Genomic DNA, 17,472 nt, shown 5'->3' with positions numbered 1-17,472 from the left:
AAAATCCAATTGAAGGAAGAGTAAAAATTAATAAAGTTTCTATAAATACAAATCCCGCTGAAGGTAGATTTCTATCATCAGCGGGATATTTTTTTTGAGTAGTATTAAGTCCTAAGTATTAAGTGTTTAGAATTAATAAATTGATATTGTGTAGGGGCGTATCTAATACCAATGCTGTCAATTTAAAGTCTTTTGAATTGTTCCAAAATTGAGACAATTCCAGTTTCAACGCTGTCAGGGTTCAAAACCCTGACAGCGTTAGACAGATAAATTTATTAAGTTGACAGCATTGGTATGCGATACGTCCCTACGACATGACGACAATATTTATAATATCAATTTATTTGTTCTTCTTGCTTATATCCTAAGTATTAAAAAAATTAGGTATATATTTCTTAATACTTAGGACTCAAGACTTAGGACTTAATATCAGTCTTCTCCACCACGTACTCCCGAAAGAATCGTTGAGCCGAAGAACATCGCATTTAAAAATAACTTATTTGTACCGTACCAAAATGCTCTAAAATTTGGATTATCCGTCATCACAATCACTTTTCCAGCACCAAAACTCGTTGCTACCACTGATGGCGTATTTTTCAATAATTTCTTGTTACGTTCTGTGATATAGCCACTTACCAAAGGTTCGTTGGTATAAATCAGCGGAGCATTGTAAGGGTCTTTTATCTTTTCCAAGAAAATAGTATTGTCTCTGAAAACACTCAAAGTGTTTTCCTTAAATCCATAACCAATGGGGTGCGTTGGGTCGATTTTTACTTGAAAAATAGCCCCGCCAATTTGCTGAGCTCCTTTGTATCGTTCTGCCAAAGCGTAAGGTTTTGGAGCAGACGTATCAGCGGGAATTGCTTTGATTTTTACAGGAGAAAGCCCTTTGGCAACCACCCAATTCACGGCATCGGTCATGGCAATTAACACACCGCCACCACGTACCCAAGTTTTGATTTTCTCTTCATCTAAACTGCTATAATCACCACTTGAAAGGATTAAAGTATTGTATTTTTCCAAACTCATACGGTTCGTTTGCGTAATATCTGCCATTGTTAAAGGAAGATTTACACGAGTGTCCAATAAATGCCAAGTTTCGCCCGCATCGTTTGGATTTACATTTAAACCCGTCAACATCAAGGCTTTAGGCTGACGCATAGAAGCAAAGTAGCTACTTCCCAAATCAATTCCTGTGGGTGTTAAACCCGTTTTTACACCATAGAAATTCACGCCATCACGTTCTGCCAAAGTTTGTAAAAGCGTATTGAGCGACTCAAAATTGGCTTGCTGATTTGAGCCTGCCGTAATTTCAATGGTTCCGTAACTAAATTCTTTCGTTCCGCCTTCCACTACGCCCATAAATGGTTCGGTGGCAACTTTCAATTTGTAGCCTTTTTTCTGTAATTCGTAAGCGGCTCTTGGGGTGAAATAACTGTTCCATTCAAAAACATATCCGTAGGCACTTTTGCCAATTACTTTTCCTTTTGGAAAATCATTTGCCGTCAATTTTGCTCCTAAAGTCAAAGGCGTTTTTACTTCTGAATATGGCACGTTAAAACAATGTGGCATCGACCAAGCCGAAATATCGTAGAAAAGCGAATCTTCAAAAGTGGTACGTTTTTCGAAAATTCCCTGAATTAAACGATATTGAGGCTGATTCAATGGTACCACGAATGACGTTCCTTTTTTGAAAGATTTGCCGTCTAAAGTTTCGTCTTTAGCGATTTCATACACATCAATTTCGTGCTGACGTAAAATGCGGGTCATTTCCCATATTTTCACGGGGTCATTTCCACCGCCAAAAACGTAAGATTGAACAGGTGAAGCGTTCTTTTCTTGGTAAAAACTACGCTGATAATCCAATAATTCTTGACGTAAATTTCGAGCTGATTTTAGGGTTGAAAGCGTCGTGGTGAATTGATTTCTAACGGTAAAGGCAAAACTCATATTGCCGTTTTGAGTTTCTTGCAAATGCCCACGAGAGCTGGCTTGTTCAAACAAAATACCGATACAACCTTGCACGTCGGGGAATGTTGAGCCTTTTCCGTAGTAAAAATCGTCGTAACCTTCTTTTGTGAAATATAATGAACCGATTTTATCCAAAGCTTCAGCATGAAATTTGCCAATTTTTTCGGTTAAATCAATATTCTTTTTAGGCGTAAGTGGGTGAGTACGAGCAGGAATTCCAGGTTGGAAAAAGAATGAAGAATTGGGACCCATTTCGTGGTGGTCAGTCAAAATATTCGGTTTCCATTCGTGATATTTCTGGATTCTTCCTTTACTTTCTGGGTGTTGCGTGTAAAGCCAATCACGGTTTAAGTCGAACCAATAGTGGTTATAACGTCCACCAGGCCACATTTCGTTGAGTTCACGACTGTTTGGGTCAGACACTAAGTTTTGGCTTTTATTGGCATTTACCCAACTCGAAAAACGTTCTCCGCCGTCGGGATTAATTCTTGGGTCAATTAAAATGACCGTTTCGTTCAAAAGCGAGTCAATTTCTGTACCCTGAGCCGCTGCCAAATAATAGGCTGCTAAAACCGAAGCATTCGTTCCGCTGGCTTCGTTTCCGTGAACAGAATATCCCATCCAGACCACAATCGGCATATTTTTCGTGTCTAAACTTGCTGATTTTTCGGGTTCAACCAAAGCGTGGTGGTCGGCTTTAATTTTATCAATATTCGATAAATTTTTGGGTGACGAAACCGTCATCAATAACAAAGGACGATTTTCGTAAGTACGACCATATTCTGTCAATTGTACCCGATTGGAGAGTTCAGCAATTTTCTTGAAATAAACCACCAGTGCATCGTGCTGAATGTGCCAATCGCCCACCTGATAGCCCAAATACTGTTGAGGTGTTGGTATTTTGGGGTCGTAACTGACATTTTGAGGTAAATAATAACTATTGGGAACTTGTCCGAAACTGAAATGAGCCAGTAGCAAAAACAAAAAAGCGGCGAACCGCTTTCTGTGAGTTATTTTAGGTAAATGGTTTTTCATTATGTTGGTTTGTTGAAATAAATTATGTTACACAATAATAGTTAAAAATTGTTTTTTATCCAACCTGCTTTGCCTTGCTCGCCCTGATTTATAACCCCAGTGGAACAGTCAGGCGTGGGCTGGTCTTACGTTTTTAACGCTAATAAATGCGACACTTCGCAAGACCAATAATATACTGATTGCAAATCAGTGTAAGCGATATTAATGATTTTAGTATGAGTGCATTTTCTGATTTTAGTCTATATAATTTGCTGAAATCTATCTATATTTGTACATATAAAATTCAAGTAATGACAATAACAATTCATGCCAATTCTGCAAAAAATATCAAGCTAATCAATAAAATATTGGTAGCTGGAAATTTTTCGTTCCAAGAAAAAGAAACACCTAAAAAAAGTAATGATTTATCCGCACATGACTTTAGGACTATGATTAAGTATAAAAAACCTCGTATAGTTGGTAAATCACTACAAAATTTATGAAAGGAAAAGTATCTCCACTTGAAATTATTGAAGCCAATTTCTACTTTCCAAATGATGGATCATTTAAACCACATCCTGTTCTGGTTGTATCAACTTCAGAACTTTTTGATGAAGAAGAAATCTTCTATGGTGTCTTGATGACTACTAAAAACATTATTCCCAAATACACGATAAAAATCGAATCTGCTTGGCTAACAAAATCACCAAATAAAGATGGATATTTTGCTACACATTTTGTTCAGATTTTTACGATGGATGATGTTACAAAGAAGAATAATACTTTTCTAAAACCAGAATATTTTGATAGAGTAAAATCAAAAATTATCAAATCTGTTTTTCATGAAATCTAAAAAAATATACGAAGTTGTAATTGATGACCCTAAAACCTTAAAAGCATTTGGGGAATTGATGCTAATGCTTGGATTTGAAGAAAAATCAAAAAATGAATACATCGAAAAATCAAAAGTAATCAAAAGTAAATAATGGGTCTTTTATCCTCAATGTCCCCAAAACAAAGCCCCAACCGCAAACAAATCAATAATCCAGAGCGTTGTGGATACTTCTTTATATTTTCCCGTTCCAACTTTTAGGATTGTCCAAGACAAAAATCCCCAAATAATTCCTTGCGTGATGGAGTACGAAAATGGTATTAAAATCATTGCTAAAAAGGCAGGAATGGCATAGTCTAATTTCGACCAATTGATTTTTGTGATGGGTTTTATCATAAAAACACCCACAATTACCAAAGCAGGTGCAGTAGCAATGGCAGGAATAATGGACAATAAAGGCGATAAAAACATAAAAGGCAAAAACAAAATTCCTGCCGTGATGGCGGTCAGTCCACGTCGTCCGCCTTGTTCAATGCCCACTGCCGATTCTATGTATGCCGTTCCCGGACTTGTGCCTAAAATTCCTGCCAATAAAGTGGCAACGGCATCGGTCAAAAGAGATTGATTGACATTGCGTGGCTCACCGTTTTCATCGTATAAATATGCCGCTTCAGCAAGTCCTACAAAGGTTGAAAGACTATCAAACAAATCCGTAAAAACAAAAGCAAAAACCACGGGAATTAGAGAGAATTTCAATGACCCCATAAGGTCTAATTGTCCGATTAAACTAAAATCTGGTTTGGCAAAAATTCCTTGATAATTAACCAACGCTCTTTGTCCAAAATTTATGGCAGAAGCATCTCCCCAATAACGCCCAATCGGAATGGCGAGTAAAGTCGTCAGTACAATTCCAATAATAATTCCGCCTTGCACTTTACGAATTATCAGGATTGAAGTCAGAAATAATCCGAATAAAAACGTTAAAACAATCGGGTCTTTCAAATTAGCAATCCCGATTAAAGTGGCAGGATTCGACACAATAAACTTAGCATTTTCAAAACCTATTAAGCTGATAAACAAGCCAATACCTGCCGAAATGGCAAAACGTAATGGTTTTGGAATTGCTTTAACAATATGCGTTCTGACGTTGAAAATCGACAGAATCATGAACAAAACGCCCGCCCAAAATACAGCACCCAAAGCCACTTGATAACTAATGCCCATTCCTTTGACGGCAGTGAAGGTGAAAAAGGCGTTCATACCCATTCCAGGGGCAACAACAATTGGGTTTTTGGCATATAAACCCATCATCACACTACAAAAAAATGAAAGCAAAACGGTAGCCGTTAGCACCGCAGAGAAAGGCATTCCTGTTTGAGAAAGTATCGCTGGATTGACCACGATAATGTACATAGTGGCTAAAAATGAGCTTACGCCCGCAAGTATTTCAGTTTTTCGGGTGGTTGGAGACATATTTTAATTCAGTAAATTGATGTTCCGATAAATTTAATCAAAGATTTTTTGATTGGCTAATCAATATAAAGTATCTTGAGAAAGTAGAAAGTAGTTTGGTTATTTGTACTTATAATTACGAGTTACAATTAGCCCCATTTACGATTTTACGACACAATATTTATAATATTTTCTACAAACACAACATCAAATTACAAACATCTAAAAATATGGCAAAACACCTTGAAACTGGTAAAAAAGGAGAAGATTTAGCAACGCATTTTTTGGAAGAAAAAGGCTATGAAATTGTAGCCCGAAATTATCGTTTTGGAAGAGCCGAAATTGATATTATCGTGAAAAAGGATATTTTTCTAATATTCGTAGAAGTAAAATCGTTGACAAACACTAAATTTGGCAACCCTGAAATTAATGTTACAAAGAATAAAGTAAAATTGGTAACGAAAGCGGCAGGAAACTTTGTTTATAGTACAAATTGGCAACAACAAATTAGATTTGATATAATCTCTGTGATTTTTAAAACAGAAGAAAATGTTGAAATTACCCATTTTGAAGATGCTTTTTATTAGTAACATAGGTTTTCAACCTGTTCAGTAAAATTTAAAAGACCGATTGACAGATTGGAAATCTGTCCTACAAATAATGCTCAAAAAAGAACGATATAAACAACTGATTGGCTATTTCTCTGAAAATTTCCCGATTGCAGAAACTGAATTAGCCTATCGCAATCCTTATGAATTATTAGTGGCAGTGTCTTTGTCGGCTCAGTGTACTGACAAGCGTGTAAACATCGTTACGCCTCCACTTTTCGAGCGTTTTCCCGATGCTGAATCTCTTTCTAAAGCAGAATTTGATGAGGTTTTTTCATATATCCGTTCCATTTCGTATCCAAATAACAAAGCCAAACACCTGATTGGCATGGCTCAACGTTTGGTTAGAGAATATAATTCGGAAGTGCCAAGTTCAATTGAGGAATTACAAACACTTCCTGGAGTTGGTAGAAAAACGGCAAATGTCATTGTTTCGGTCATTTATAATCAGCCCGCAATGGCAGTTGATACGCACGTTTTTAGGGTTTCACATCGGATTGGTTTAGTCCCAAAATCTGCAACAACTCCTTTGGCAGTTGAAAAAGAATTAATCAAATATATTCCAACAGAATCCGTACCTGTTGCCCATCATTGGCTGATTTTACATGGACGCTATATCTGCGTTGCTCGCTCGCCAAAATGCGGAGAGTGTGCCTTGAAAGGCTTGTGTAAGCATTTTGAAGCATTAGAAAGAAAAGTGATGAAAGCGGCTGAGAAGGAGAAAATGCTCTTAACGTAGTCAGCGTTCAAAACCCTGACTACGTTGTTAAGTATGTGGTTTAATTTATACAAAAACATATTCTGTATAAATTTTAAATCCAAATTCTAAACCTTAGTGTCTTCGTGCCTTCGTGGCAAAACAAAAACATACCTCAAAATGATAGAATATTTACAACAAAATTGGATTGAAGTTGCTGGAATTATTACCTCCGTTCTCTGTGTTTGGCTCAATACTCAGCAGAATATTTGGGGTTGGTTTTGGGCAATTGTTGCTTCTGGAATTTATGCCGTAACCTTTTTCCAATCAAAATTATATTCCGATATGGAATTGCAGTTGGTTTTTATCGTTTTGAGTATTTATGGTTGGTACGAATGGAAATTTGGAGGAAAGCAACAAACAACCTTAACTGTTAGTAAAATTCCGACGCAAATTGCTATTATTTGTTCGGGATTTTTAGTCACATTTACTTTAGTTTCGGGTTATATTCACAGTAAAAATACCGATGCAAGTTTGCCTTATTTAGATTCATTTCTAACCGCAATGAGTTTGGTTGCTACGTGGATGGCAGCCCGTAAGTATCTGGAAAACTGGGTGGTATGGATTGTAGCAAACGTTTTTTATGTAGGAATGTACTTTTCAAAAGGACTTATTGGAACGAGTATCCTGTATTTTATCCTAATTCTTTTGCCCATCAAAGGTATTATTGATTGGAGAAAATCTATGACACAACCTCAGTAGCTTCCCTCAAAAAAACACCATCTGTTTTTACTTCCAAAATTACTTCCCGCCCCACAGGCATAGCCCAATTTTCGGGTTCATGTCCGACAGGGAAACCGTAACAAACAGGGAAGTTATATTCAGCAACGGCTTCTTGAATAATCTCATTGGCAGTTTTTCCGAAGGGAACATTATTATCTTGGCAATCTGAGAAATGTCCAATAATTAGACCTGCTAAATTTTTCAATTTCCCTGCCCGTTTCAACTGAATCATCATACGGTCGATACTGTACAAATATTCATTGACATCTTCCAAGAATAGAATTTTGCCGTCGTAATTTATATCAGATTTTGAACCAAAAATATGTGATAAAATAGCTAAGTTTCCACCAATTAATTGTCCTTTGGCAAAACCCAAACGATTCATTTCTTGTGAATTAACTTGGTAATCAAGCATTTCTCCAAATAATATTTTCTTCAGACTTTCTAATGATTTTTCTCCACCTTCTTGCAAAAACAATTTGGGCATTGTAGCGTGCAAACTTTCAATATTGAGGGTATGAATGTGAGACAAAACAGCGGTAATATCCGAAAACCCCACGACCCATTTAGGAGACTTTTGAAAATCCGTAAAATTAATAGAATCCAATAAACGAGAACTTCCATAACCACCACGAGCCGAGAAAATAGCCTTGATTTCAGGATTATTCAACATCAACTGAAAGTCATTTGCACGTACTTCGTCTGTACCTCCAAATTGATGATACTCACTCATGACAGATTCCCCAATAAAAACCTTTAAACCCCAAGTATTTTCCATCAATTTGATAGTAGGTTGTATTGCTTCAAAATCTACTTTGCAGGCTAATGCTATAATGCCTACGGAATCACCTTTTTGTAATGGAGTTGGTCGCAAAATATGAGTTTTTTTAATTAAAATGAGAAAACAAAATCAGTGGGCTATCGTTTGTCTTGTGCCAAACCCTTTATTGTTCCGAACAAAATTAAGACGCTCTTTAACCTTAATCAAATAAAATAATCACCCTGTTTGCCAATCTCCACTTCTTTGGTAGGAGGGATGTATTCGCTTGTGAGTGTAACTTCTTGAATATCAGATATTTTGGTTAGGTCTAATGACACAATGCCAGAGCCTTCTTTGTCACTAAACATGGGTAAGAACTTGGCACCCGCTACAAGTTCACGAGAATGGTATGAGGTACGGGTATGAACTGTCTGATTGAAAGTATCTTCTGTGGCTCTTATTAAAATTAAAAACTCTGCATCTAATTTTACAAGTTCTTCTTTACTCAAGCCAAACATGGGGCTGGTTTGGGTAATGGCATGAACAATTGTCCAGTTTGTCGGAAAGAAATTGACTTTACTTCGTTCTAAATCTAAGCCATAATAACGTCTGAGAAGTTTTCCGTTGGGTTGTTTTTCAAGAATTGACATGGCAACTTCTACTTGAAGGTCAATGAGTTGATTGGCTCTTTCATTGACGATTCTGAACATAAAACCTGTAACGTCGAGATACGGAGAAATAATGGCTTTGTCGGAATATAAAATATGAGCAACAGGTCTTGAAAAACGCCCGTATAACAAACTGGTAGCCAAGGCAAAAATCAATAATCCTAACAATGATTCAACCGCTGCGACTGAACTTGCCCAAAAACCAATCGGAGCGATGCGTCCGTAACCAACCGTAGTAAGGGTTTGTGAAGAAAAAAAGAAAGCATCCATCAATCGACTTCTCACTGATGTCATATCAGCACCTTGCAAATTTTCAATGCCAACTAATTCATAAATTCCCGCAAAAATTAGGTTTAATATTAAATAAAATGAAGCAATTAACTCAAAAAATCTCCCCCAAGAGCATACCACTAAACGATTGAAGATATTTAGTTCGCTCCAAAAACCGCCTCCTTCACGCTTTACATTGAAACTCCCATCACGGTTCAACAACCGAGTGTCGGGGTCATTTATTTGTGTGCCAAAACCTAAGTCTCGGCGTTTTTCCTCAGCTTCAACAAGTTTATCTTTTTTAGGATGAAGTAAATTCATATTCGAGTAGTTTTAATAACTCACTAACCTATTTGGGCAGGTTTTCGTTTCATTATTCATCTTTCTTCCAAACGTATAAAATTAATTACGGTGAAAATATTGACTATCAGTACAAAAACATATACTAAATGAATTATTTTTGTCTGAAATTACGTTACAATCACTAAACATTCGTCGTCTAAGGAATGTGTTAGTTTCTAATCATCAATTCAAATGAGAACTCTTCTATTAATTGCTATATTATTTTCATTAACTTTTGTAGGTAATGCTCAAACCGCCACTCAACACGCAGGTCAAAAAATTCATTGGATGACGCTTGAAGAAGCTTTTGCAGCAACCCAAAAAGAACCTCGTAAAATTTTGGTTGATGTCTATACAGGCTGGTGTGGTTGGTGCAAAGTGATGGATCAACGTACTTTTCCGAATGATAAGGTGGCGAATTTTGTCAATGAAAAATTTTATGCTGTTAAGTTAGATGCCGAAATAAAAGATACCATCAGAATTGGCACGCAAAAATATATTTGGCAAAATGGTTATAATCAGGCGGGAGTGGCTCTTTTGCAAGGGAAAATGTCTTTCCCGACTATCGTTTATTTAGACGAAAAATTTAACATGATTCAGCCCGTTCCAGGTTTTCAAGAAGCTCCTCAGTTTCATCAAGTAATTACTTTTTTTGGTGATGACCACTATAAAAAAGGTAATTGGGAACAATTCCAAAAAGACGTTTATCCAAAACAATACGGAGAAGGGAAAAAATAAACTACCTTTCAATCCTGAGAAGCCTTGCCAACCGCAAGGCTTTTTTTATGGCTAATACTGAATTTGTGCTATTAAATACGGAACTATCTACAATTTGTCGCAGAATAAAATTAGACCACAGATTGTACTGATTCAACGGATTTACACGGATAAATTTAAAGAAAAATCAGTGTAAATCTGTTTTATCTGTTCTATCCGTGGTCTAATTTTGTCTTGCGACAAATAGTAGATAATTCCGATTAAATATCTCTGAAAATCTTTATTGAATTTTCCTTTTTCTTGTTTAAATTCCCCTTTAATTGTAATTGAGGAAATATTTACTTTTGTTTCCTTCCAAAATAAAACTTCTATTCTGATTAAAATACTATGCAAACCTTCTTAAAAATCACCTTGTACTTTCATATTGCCGCAGGATTCCTTGCTTTAGTAACGGGACTTGTACCGATGTTTTCAATAAAGGGTGGGAAAGCTCATATATTTTGGGGAAAGGTTTACTTTTGGGCAATGTTTGTGGTTGCTCTTACGGCTTTAATTCGTTTTCAGATGAAATTAAACCTCATTTTCTTAGCAGGAATTGCCGTTTTTAGTTTTTATAATACCTTCACAGGTGTACGATTGGTTCATCGAAAAGAAAGTGGAAAACCTGTTTTTCTTGATTGGTTTGCGTCAATATTAGGAGTTGTTTGTTCTCTCGGAATGGTTTATTTTAGCTATTTAGCCTTCAAAATGGATAATGTTTTCTATACCGTTTTATTCCTTGTTTTCGGAATATTTATGTTTCTCTTAGCTTTTGAAGATTTAAGTATTTTTGGAGGAAGAAAAACAATTGAAAGTGAAGAAGGAACGCCTGTACCTATTCTTTATTGGTTTCAAAACCATATTTCACGCATGGGAGGTTCGTATATTGCTACGGTTACTGCTTTTTTGGTGGTGAATAATCCACCATATATTCCTGGTTTAGTAGTTTGGATTGCCCCAGGAGTTATCGGAGGAATCATAATTGCCAGAACTCGTGCTTATTATTTGAAGAAATTTGAGAAAACAAAATCTGAACTATGATTTATAAAATTAATGGATTTTATAAATTTTAAAAAGTCATAAAATCCATTAATCCCAAAAATCTTAGTTCAGACAAACTTAATTTATTTCATTTTTCTACGTGCTTTTTTCGCTTCCGTTAATAATTTTTTCGCTTCGTCACGCTGGGTAGCTTTGCGGTCTGTGTCTTCAATCACTTGCTTGAAATACTCAATGGCAGTATCGTAATCTTTTTCCTGTGAGGCAATTTTTCCCAAAGCCAACATCGACGACCAATAATATCCTGAGTTGGTTGTGCCTGTATTTTTGGCAAAAGTTAATGTTTTCTGATAATATTCTTTTGCTGTTTTGAAGTCTTTGTCATAATTGTAAGCGTAATATGCCAAAATATAAGCGGCATAACGCCCACTCACACCTTCATAACCTGCGTAATGCTCATCTATTTTAGATAAAATACTTCTTGATAATTCTTTAGCTTCATTCACTCTGCCAGAAACAAAGGCACAACGAGCATGAAAACGATGAAAGAACGGATTATCAGGATATGCCTCATGGGTGTATTTAGATAAATCTAAGGCTTTGTCGTTCATGTTTTCTAAGCCATAAATTTGCAAAAGAAAATAACGAGCTTCAGTACGTGTGTAAAAAGCATTATAACTTACTTTTTCTAACTGCTTGATTCCCTTTGGTTTATCTCCCTTCGGAAATAGCCAAAGCACAGGGCGAAGCAATGGATAATTTTCTTTTACGTAATAAAAATAATAATTGTAAAGTCCATCACCGAACATCAATTCTGGACTAAAATCAGCAAAACTTCTTGATTTATCTAAATATTTCAAAGCACTTTTTGCCGCAAAAGTAGCTTTCGACCAATGTTTTCTCTCAGAATGTAAACGTCCTTTAAATGCGAATGCCGCCGCCATAATAAACGCTGCTTCGGGGTTTTCGGAATCATCCCAAATTTTCATGGCTTTATCAATACTTTTATCCATGTACCCCAAACATTTTTCGTCGTAAAGGGCATTTTCTGTATTGGGTACAATTTTCCACCATTCCATTAACCCCAATAAAAAATCAGGAAGTGGGTGGTCTGGATATTTTACTTTTAGATAACCAAACTCTCTTTCTGCTTCGTAAAATTTAAAATTATACATGTGATTGATAGCGGTTGTTGCCTCAATCTGTACTTCGTTGGTGAGTAATAACATTCCTTTAGAACGTTCCTTTTCGGCTTTTTCAGTGTCTTTCCACCACTGAGCCGTTACCGTCTGCGATTGTACGAATAGGCACAAACAAAGGGTAAATATTTTGATGATAAGATGAGATTTCAATATGGTATTCATGTCAGAGTTTCTTTCTTTTTGTGCAAAATTAACGAAAAGCGATGGCAAAAAGTATTTTTAAACTTTCTACGATTTTCACTTTTACACAAATGGTAAAGAAATACATTTCAAAATGTAGATTTTCGAAGAGTAAGATTCTTTTAAAACAAAACAGTCTCAAAGTGAATTACCTTGAGACTGTTGAAAATGTAGATTTTTATGGTTCTAAAAACCTGTTCCTACTGTAAACGCTCTTACAGAACTTGGTAAATCAGCCAATTTTGTAGCTGCACCAGAAGTAAGGTTTATTGTATAAATTGATGAAGTGCTTCCAACTTTTAAGGCTGCATAAGCAATGCCACCTCGACTTGTAATGTCAAATCCGCCTGCGGTTTCAACATTAACGCCCAATGCTCCAATTTCTACTTGCGTTCCGTTATTAGGCGGGTCTTGTTTTGTTAATTTATCAGTTGTGGCATCTATATTGAATAATACTGTTGTTGTTGCTCCTGCAAAATTATTGGTATAAGCTGATGCCGAAATATTTGGCGTTCCAGGATTTAAAGCTCCATCAACCGCTGCAATTCCGCCTGTATCAGGATGTAAACGAAGGTTTTGACCTGTTCCACTGATGCAACGAATTCTATCAACGGTTGGATTAAAATCAAAACCAAAAGTTGTTCCAGATAATAAGGTAGCGAATGGGGCAGTTCCAACAACGGTTGCCGCACCAGAAGAAGTATTGAGAACATACAGACGACTTGTACTTCCTAAACCGTATAATTGACCCGTAGCAGGACGGAAATCAATGCCTAAAATCATTTCTCCCGTTTGTAAACCTGTGATTGTTTTGCTAACAGGTGTACCAATATTCATTGGATTGAAAATCAATAAATTGTTAGTTTCATCAATCGCATAAGCCACAGGTGATGTTGGAATTGCCAAGCCAGTGATATTGCCCGTTGGTAAATTACCTAATTTTGTTAATTTGCCCGTTGTTAAATCCACTTGGTGTAATTCCCATTTCCCAGCAACCATTACAGCGGTAAGAGCAACGTCTCCCGCAGGATTAATATCAAAACCTGCCGACATGGTTACATCTACGCCCAATGCTCCAACTTCTACCAATGTTCCATTATTGGGTGGGTCTTGCTTGTAAAGTTTATCAGATTTTGGGTCAATGTCATATAAAACGGTTGTTGCCGCACCCGCTACGTTGTTTGTATAAGCTACTGATTCAATCGTTGGACTTGTTCCTCCATTAATTGCTCCGTCAGTTGCAGCAACGGCTCCTGTTTCTGGATGCAAACGTAAATTTTGTCCTGTGTTTGTAACCAATCTAATTCTATCAACGGTTGGATTGAAGTCAAGACCTACGGCAGTTCCACTGATTGTTGGATTCAGTGCTGCTGCACCGATAACTCTTGCCATTCCTGTTTCTTGATTAATAACGTACAGACGATTCATAGCACTTACTCCGTATAATTCCCCAGTAGCAGGACGGAAATCTATGGCAGTCAAGACATCATTGGTCATTAAACCAGTAATGGGCGTTGTTACCGTTGCCATTTCAGAATTCATGGCATTTATTTTCAGTAATTGTTTGCCATCAGCGAGAGCATAAAAAGTTACGTCTGGTTTAGCAGGCGTAATAACAGAATCGTCTTTTTTGCAAGATGATACAACAGAAGCCATTGCAAAAGCGGCTATCAATAAGGTGATTTTTGGTAATTTCATGTATAAAATCTTTTAAGGTTTAACATTTAAAATAATATACGAGACTATCACGTGTTCGGTTTGCTTCGATTTGAAAAACCTGTAAATTAGGTACTTGGCTGGGAAAGATTTTTTTAGCCAAAGCCTATTCCTTATTTTTGTTAAAACTGAATCAACATTTATGAAACCAACTATTCAAGTACACGATAAACATTTTGAAGTTTTTATTGAAAAATCAGTTATCGAAAACCGTGTTGTTGCCTTAGCAGCAAGTATTAACAAAGATTACGAAGGCAAAAAACCGCTTTTCTTAGCTATCCTCAATGGCTCATTTATGTTTGCCGCTGAACTGATGAAGTCGGTAACGGTTGCCTGTGAAATCACTTTTTTGAGAGTATCATCTTACCAAGCCACCGAGTCGTCGGGGAAGGTGCATCAAATTTTGGGATTATTAGAAAATATTGAAGGAAGAGACGTTGTAGTAGTTGAGGATATTGTAGATACAGGCTTAACCATGATTGAAATTAAACAACAACTAATGGCTCAAAATCCTGCTTCATTGTCGGTAGTGACACTTTTTCAAAAACCAGAAGCTCTAAAACAACCGCTTGAAGTTGAATACGTAGGTTTTGAAATTGAGAATAAATTTGTGTTAGGCTACGGATTAGATTATGATGGTTTAGGCAGAAATTTATCAGATTTGTATGTCCTCTGTAGAGACGTTGCCTGCAACGGCTAATCCAATGTTAATGTTTTGTTAATAGATAATTTCTACAAAAAAGCCTCGTTAAACAGAAAACCAAACAAACCAATACAATGAACAGATTAATAAAAACGCTTACAATGAGTACCTTAATGCTCGCAACAGCTTTTGTGGGCAATGCACAAACTATGGAAAAACCGCTCGTTAAGAAAATCGAAGTAAATGGCAGTGCCGAACAAGAAGTTTTGCCTGACGAAATCTATGTGAGTATTTCTCTTCGTGAATATTTCAAAGACAAAGACAATAAGAATAAAATAGATATTATGGTTTTGGAAAAGCAACTTCAAAAAGCCGTAGAAGAAGCTGGAATTCCGAAAGAAAATTTCTCTATCGGAGCAATCAATGGCTACCGTGAATGGTGGGGAAAAAAGAAGCCAACGACGTTTTTAGAAACCAAAAATTATATCTTGAAAGTGTCAAATTTGTATAAAATTGATGGTATTGTTTCTAAAGTTGAAGAAAAAGGCGTGGCAGGAATTAATATCGACCGTTATGAATTTTCAAAAATAGAGCAACTTCGTCGTGATATTAAAATTAAGGCTTTGCAAGCGGCTAAAGAAAAAGCTAAATATCTTTTGGAAGGCATAGGCGAACAATTGGGAGAGGCAATCGAAATTACTGAAATTGACAATGGTTATACGCCACAACCTGTCTATTCAAACATGATGATGCGTAGTGCCAAAATGGAAATGGCGGCTGATGCAATGCCTGAAAGCACTATTGACGTACAAAAAATTAAAGTTCGTTATGAAATGAAAGCAGTATTTAAGATAAAATAATATGAATTAATCTTATCTTAGTAGCACGATTCTTTGAGTCGTGCTATTTTTATTTATTACCTTATTAGATTTCAACCCAAGACTATGTTTTTAGAAAAAGATTTCACACAGATTCATGAATTAGGAATTGATTTAGAGACTGTTTACCAACAAATCAGCGATTTTAAAGAGGGCTTTCCTTTCATGCAATTACAAAAAGCTGCTACACCAAATGACGGCGTAACGCAGTTATCAGAAGAAGAATTATCAGAATTGAAATCTCTTTATGAAAGTAAGGTTGCTAAATTAAGTCCATTAAAATTTGTACCAGCTTCAGGAGCAGCCACAAGGATGTTCAAATCTTTATTTTCTTTCTTGGAAGAAGGTAAATCAGATAAATCAACCGACCAGTTTTTCGATAAATTATCAGATTTTGCTTTTGCCGATGATTTACAAAAAATAGTTCCAGAAGGTGCTGATAATACAACAGTTGCTGATTATTATCTTACCAAAAAAGGCTTGGAATATGGTTCTCTGCCAAAGGGATTATTGAAATTTCATAAGTACGAAGATGTTTCAAGAACTGCATTAGAAGAGCATTTAGTAGAAGGAGCAAACTATGCAAATAATAACGGAAAAGTAAAATTACACTTCACCGTTTCTCCTGAACATTTGAGCCGTTTCTTGAAATTATTGAATAAAGTTGTGCCTGATTATGAGGCTGCTTATGATGTAAAATACGATATTTCTTTTTCAGAACAACGCCGTTCTACGGATACCATTGCGGTAAATATGGACAATACGCCTTTCCGTGAAAAAGATGGTTCGTTGTTGTTTCGTCCAGCAGGACATGGTGCTTTGTTGGCAAACTTAAATGATATTTCGGCAGATATTGTATTCATCAAAAACATTGATAACGTCGTTCCTGACCGTATTAAACAGCCAACAGTTGCTTATAAAAAAGCATTAGCAGGTGTTTTGTTGAAATACCAAGACCGTATTTTTGACTATCAATACCAACTGAAAGAATGGGCTTCAGAGCCACTTTTGTTAGAGCTTTCGCACTTTTTTGAAGATGAACTTTGCGTGTTGCCTCCAATTGGCTACGAAGGTTTTAATCACAATGAAAAAGTGATGTATTTCCAGAAAAAATTGAATCGTCCTTTGCGTGTTTGTGGTGTTGTGAAAAATACGGGCGAACCTGGCGGAGGTCCTTTCTGGTGTAAAAATCCTGATGGAACAACCTCTTTGCAAATTGTAGAATCGGCACAAGTTGATATGGATGATGAAGCACAAAAGGGCATTTTTAATAACTCAACGCACTTTAATCCCGTTGATTTGATTTGTTCGATGAAAAATTATCGTAACGAAAAATTCGATTTATTGAAATATCGTGACCCTAAAACTGGATTCGTTACTCAAAAATCAAAAGACGGAAAAGACCTTAAAGCACAAGAATTGCCAGGACTTTGGAATGGCTCAATGGCTGATTGGAATACCATTTTTGTGGAAGTTCCTTTGATAACATTCAATCCTGTAAAAACGGTAAACGATTTATTAAGAGACGAACATCAGTAATTAGGGGTTAGGATTTGGGTGTTAGAGTTACCCACCTAAATACGTCTCATTTTATAAGAAACAATTCCCAAAACGTACCATAATGTATCATTGTGGTACGTTTTGATTTTTATTACTGCTGAATTCCATTGGTTCAAACGCCTACGTTTGAACTAATTTGAG

The 17,472-nt window shown here is 36.3% G+C and carries 16 protein-coding genes; 10 read left to right on the top strand and 6 right to left on the bottom strand.

Features of this window, described 5'->3' with window-relative positions; all coding sequences use genetic code 11:
• Nucleotides 1-429: 429 nt before the first annotated feature.
• Complete coding sequence (locus VB796_RS11640; protein WP_323346718.1) at nt 430-3,006, bottom strand: M14 family metallopeptidase; 2,577 nt, start codon at nt 3,004-3,006, stop codon at nt 430-432.
• Nucleotides 3,007-3,484: 478 nt separating this feature from the next.
• Here VB796_RS11640 and VB796_RS11635 point away from each other — a divergent pair, with 478 nt between their 5' ends.
• Complete coding sequence (locus VB796_RS11635; RefSeq protein ID WP_323346717.1) at nt 3,485-3,838, top strand: type II toxin-antitoxin system PemK/MazF family toxin; 354 nt, start codon at nt 3,485-3,487, stop codon at nt 3,836-3,838.
• Nucleotides 3,828-3,971: a hypothetical protein gene (locus VB796_RS11630; protein WP_323346716.1), complete on the top strand. Its 144-nt coding sequence runs from the start codon at nt 3,828-3,830 to the stop codon at nt 3,969-3,971. Before VB796_RS11635 ends, VB796_RS11630 begins: the two co-directional genes overlap by 11 nt.
• Nucleotides 3,972-3,985: 14 nt before the next feature.
• On the opposite strand, the gene VB796_RS11625 is transcribed toward VB796_RS11630, so the two are convergent.
• The gene (locus VB796_RS11625) at nt 3,986-5,290 is read right to left on the bottom strand and encodes an NCS2 family permease (protein ID WP_323346715.1); all 1,305 of its coding nucleotides are present in this window, start codon (nt 5,288-5,290) and stop codon (nt 3,986-3,988) included.
• Between the two features lie 209 nt (nt 5,291-5,499).
• Between VB796_RS11625 and VB796_RS11620 the strand changes: the two genes are divergently transcribed.
• The 3 genes from VB796_RS11620 (at nt 5,500) to pnuC (ending at nt 7,336) form a co-directional block, all read left to right on the top strand.
• A complete protein-coding gene (locus VB796_RS11620) occupies nt 5,500-5,856 on the top strand; it encodes a YraN family protein (protein ID WP_323346714.1) in 357 nt (118 codons plus the stop codon).
• A 73-nt stretch (nt 5,857-5,929) separates the two neighbouring features.
• On the top strand, nt 5,930-6,616 hold the full coding sequence (nth, locus tag VB796_RS11615) for an endonuclease III (protein ID WP_323346713.1): 687 nt from the start codon (nt 5,930-5,932) through the stop codon (nt 6,614-6,616).
• Nucleotides 6,617-6,754: 138 nt separating this feature from the next.
• Nucleotides 6,755-7,336, top strand: coding sequence for a nicotinamide riboside transporter PnuC (gene pnuC, locus VB796_RS11610; RefSeq protein ID WP_323346712.1), 582 nt, complete (start codon nt 6,755-6,757; stop codon nt 7,334-7,336).
• On the opposite strand, the gene VB796_RS11605 is transcribed toward pnuC, so the two are convergent.
• Nucleotides 7,317-8,231 (bottom strand): LD-carboxypeptidase, encoded by a 915-nt coding sequence (locus VB796_RS11605; protein ID WP_323346711.1) that lies wholly within the window; start codon nt 8,229-8,231, stop codon nt 7,317-7,319. The two genes, pnuC and VB796_RS11605, sit on opposite strands and share 20 nt — an antisense overlap.
• A 110-nt stretch (nt 8,232-8,341) precedes the next feature.
• Entirely contained in the window at nt 8,342-9,376 is a 1,035-nt protein-coding gene (locus tag VB796_RS11600) for an ion channel (RefSeq protein ID WP_323346710.1), read from the bottom strand.
• Between the two features lie 213 nt (nt 9,377-9,589).
• On the opposite strand from VB796_RS11600, the gene VB796_RS11595 reads away from it, so the two are divergent.
• Nucleotides 9,590-10,135 (top strand): thioredoxin family protein, encoded by a 546-nt coding sequence (locus VB796_RS11595; RefSeq protein WP_323346709.1) that lies wholly within the window; start codon nt 9,590-9,592, stop codon nt 10,133-10,135.
• 366 nt (nt 10,136-10,501) lie between these two features.
• The gene (locus VB796_RS11590; protein WP_323346708.1) at nt 10,502-11,194 is read left to right on the top strand and encodes a DUF2306 domain-containing protein; all 693 of its coding nucleotides are present in this window, start codon (nt 10,502-10,504) and stop codon (nt 11,192-11,194) included.
• 83 nt (nt 11,195-11,277) lie between these two features.
• Here the strand turns inward: VB796_RS11590 and VB796_RS11585 are convergent, their stop codons facing one another.
• The gene (locus VB796_RS11585) at nt 11,278-12,516 is read right to left on the bottom strand and encodes a tetratricopeptide repeat protein (RefSeq protein ID WP_323346707.1); all 1,239 of its coding nucleotides are present in this window, start codon (nt 12,514-12,516) and stop codon (nt 11,278-11,280) included.
• A 204-nt stretch (nt 12,517-12,720) separates the two neighbouring features.
• Nucleotides 12,721-14,232: a DUF4394 domain-containing protein gene (locus VB796_RS11580; RefSeq protein ID WP_323346706.1), complete on the bottom strand. Its 1,512-nt coding sequence runs from the start codon at nt 14,230-14,232 to the stop codon at nt 12,721-12,723.
• A 160-nt stretch (nt 14,233-14,392) separates the two neighbouring features.
• Between VB796_RS11580 and hpt the strand changes: the two genes are divergently transcribed.
• The 3 genes from hpt (at nt 14,393) to VB796_RS11565 (ending at nt 17,310) form a co-directional block, all read left to right on the top strand.
• A complete protein-coding gene (gene hpt, locus VB796_RS11575) occupies nt 14,393-14,950 on the top strand; it encodes a hypoxanthine phosphoribosyltransferase (RefSeq protein WP_323346705.1) in 558 nt (185 codons plus the stop codon).
• A 77-nt stretch (nt 14,951-15,027) separates the two neighbouring features.
• Complete coding sequence (locus VB796_RS11570) at nt 15,028-15,753, top strand: SIMPL domain-containing protein (RefSeq protein WP_323346704.1); 726 nt, start codon at nt 15,028-15,030, stop codon at nt 15,751-15,753.
• Between the two features lie 84 nt (nt 15,754-15,837).
• Complete coding sequence (locus tag VB796_RS11565) at nt 15,838-17,310, top strand: DUF4301 family protein (protein WP_323346703.1); 1,473 nt, start codon at nt 15,838-15,840, stop codon at nt 17,308-17,310.
• The last annotated feature ends 162 nt before the right edge of the window (nt 17,311-17,472 follow it).

Origin of the sequence: Arcicella sp. LKC2W, assembly GCF_034931005.1 — a bacterium.
Taxonomy (GTDB): domain Bacteria; phylum Bacteroidota; class Bacteroidia; order Cytophagales; family Spirosomataceae; genus Arcicella.
Note: the sequence above shows the minus strand (reverse complement) of the source record. Positions and strands in the feature narration are given on the sequence as shown.

Bases quoted from the DNA above. Each gene is read 5' to 3' on its own strand.
- VB796_RS11640 (WP_323346718.1), bottom strand. From the start codon at position 3,006: ATGAAAAACCATTTACCTAAAATAACTCACAGAAAGCGGTTCGCCGCT.
- VB796_RS11635 (WP_323346717.1), top strand. From the start codon at position 3,485: ATGAAAGGAAAAGTATCTCCACTTGAAATTATTGAAGCCAATTTCTAC.
- VB796_RS11630 (WP_323346716.1), top strand. From the start codon at position 3,828: ATGAAATCTAAAAAAATATACGAAGTTGTAATTGATGACCCTAAAACC.
- VB796_RS11625 (WP_323346715.1), bottom strand. From the start codon at position 5,290: ATGTCTCCAACCACCCGAAAAACTGAAATACTTGCGGGCGTAAGCTCA.
- VB796_RS11620 (WP_323346714.1), top strand. From the start codon at position 5,500: ATGGCAAAACACCTTGAAACTGGTAAAAAAGGAGAAGATTTAGCAACG.
- nth (WP_323346713.1), top strand. From the start codon at position 5,930: ATGCTCAAAAAAGAACGATATAAACAACTGATTGGCTATTTCTCTGAA.
- pnuC (WP_323346712.1), top strand. From the start codon at position 6,755: ATGATAGAATATTTACAACAAAATTGGATTGAAGTTGCTGGAATTATT.
- VB796_RS11600 (WP_323346710.1), bottom strand. From the start codon at position 9,376: ATGAATTTACTTCATCCTAAAAAAGATAAACTTGTTGAAGCTGAGGAA.
- VB796_RS11595 (WP_323346709.1), top strand. From the start codon at position 9,590: ATGAGAACTCTTCTATTAATTGCTATATTATTTTCATTAACTTTTGTA.
- VB796_RS11590 (WP_323346708.1), top strand. From the start codon at position 10,502: ATGCAAACCTTCTTAAAAATCACCTTGTACTTTCATATTGCCGCAGGA.
- VB796_RS11585 (WP_323346707.1), bottom strand. From the start codon at position 12,516: ATGAATACCATATTGAAATCTCATCTTATCATCAAAATATTTACCCTT.
- VB796_RS11580 (WP_323346706.1), bottom strand. From the start codon at position 14,232: ATGAAATTACCAAAAATCACCTTATTGATAGCCGCTTTTGCAATGGCT.
- hpt (WP_323346705.1), top strand. From the start codon at position 14,393: ATGAAACCAACTATTCAAGTACACGATAAACATTTTGAAGTTTTTATT.
- VB796_RS11570 (WP_323346704.1), top strand. From the start codon at position 15,028: ATGAACAGATTAATAAAAACGCTTACAATGAGTACCTTAATGCTCGCA.
- VB796_RS11565 (WP_323346703.1), top strand. From the start codon at position 15,838: ATGTTTTTAGAAAAAGATTTCACACAGATTCATGAATTAGGAATTGAT.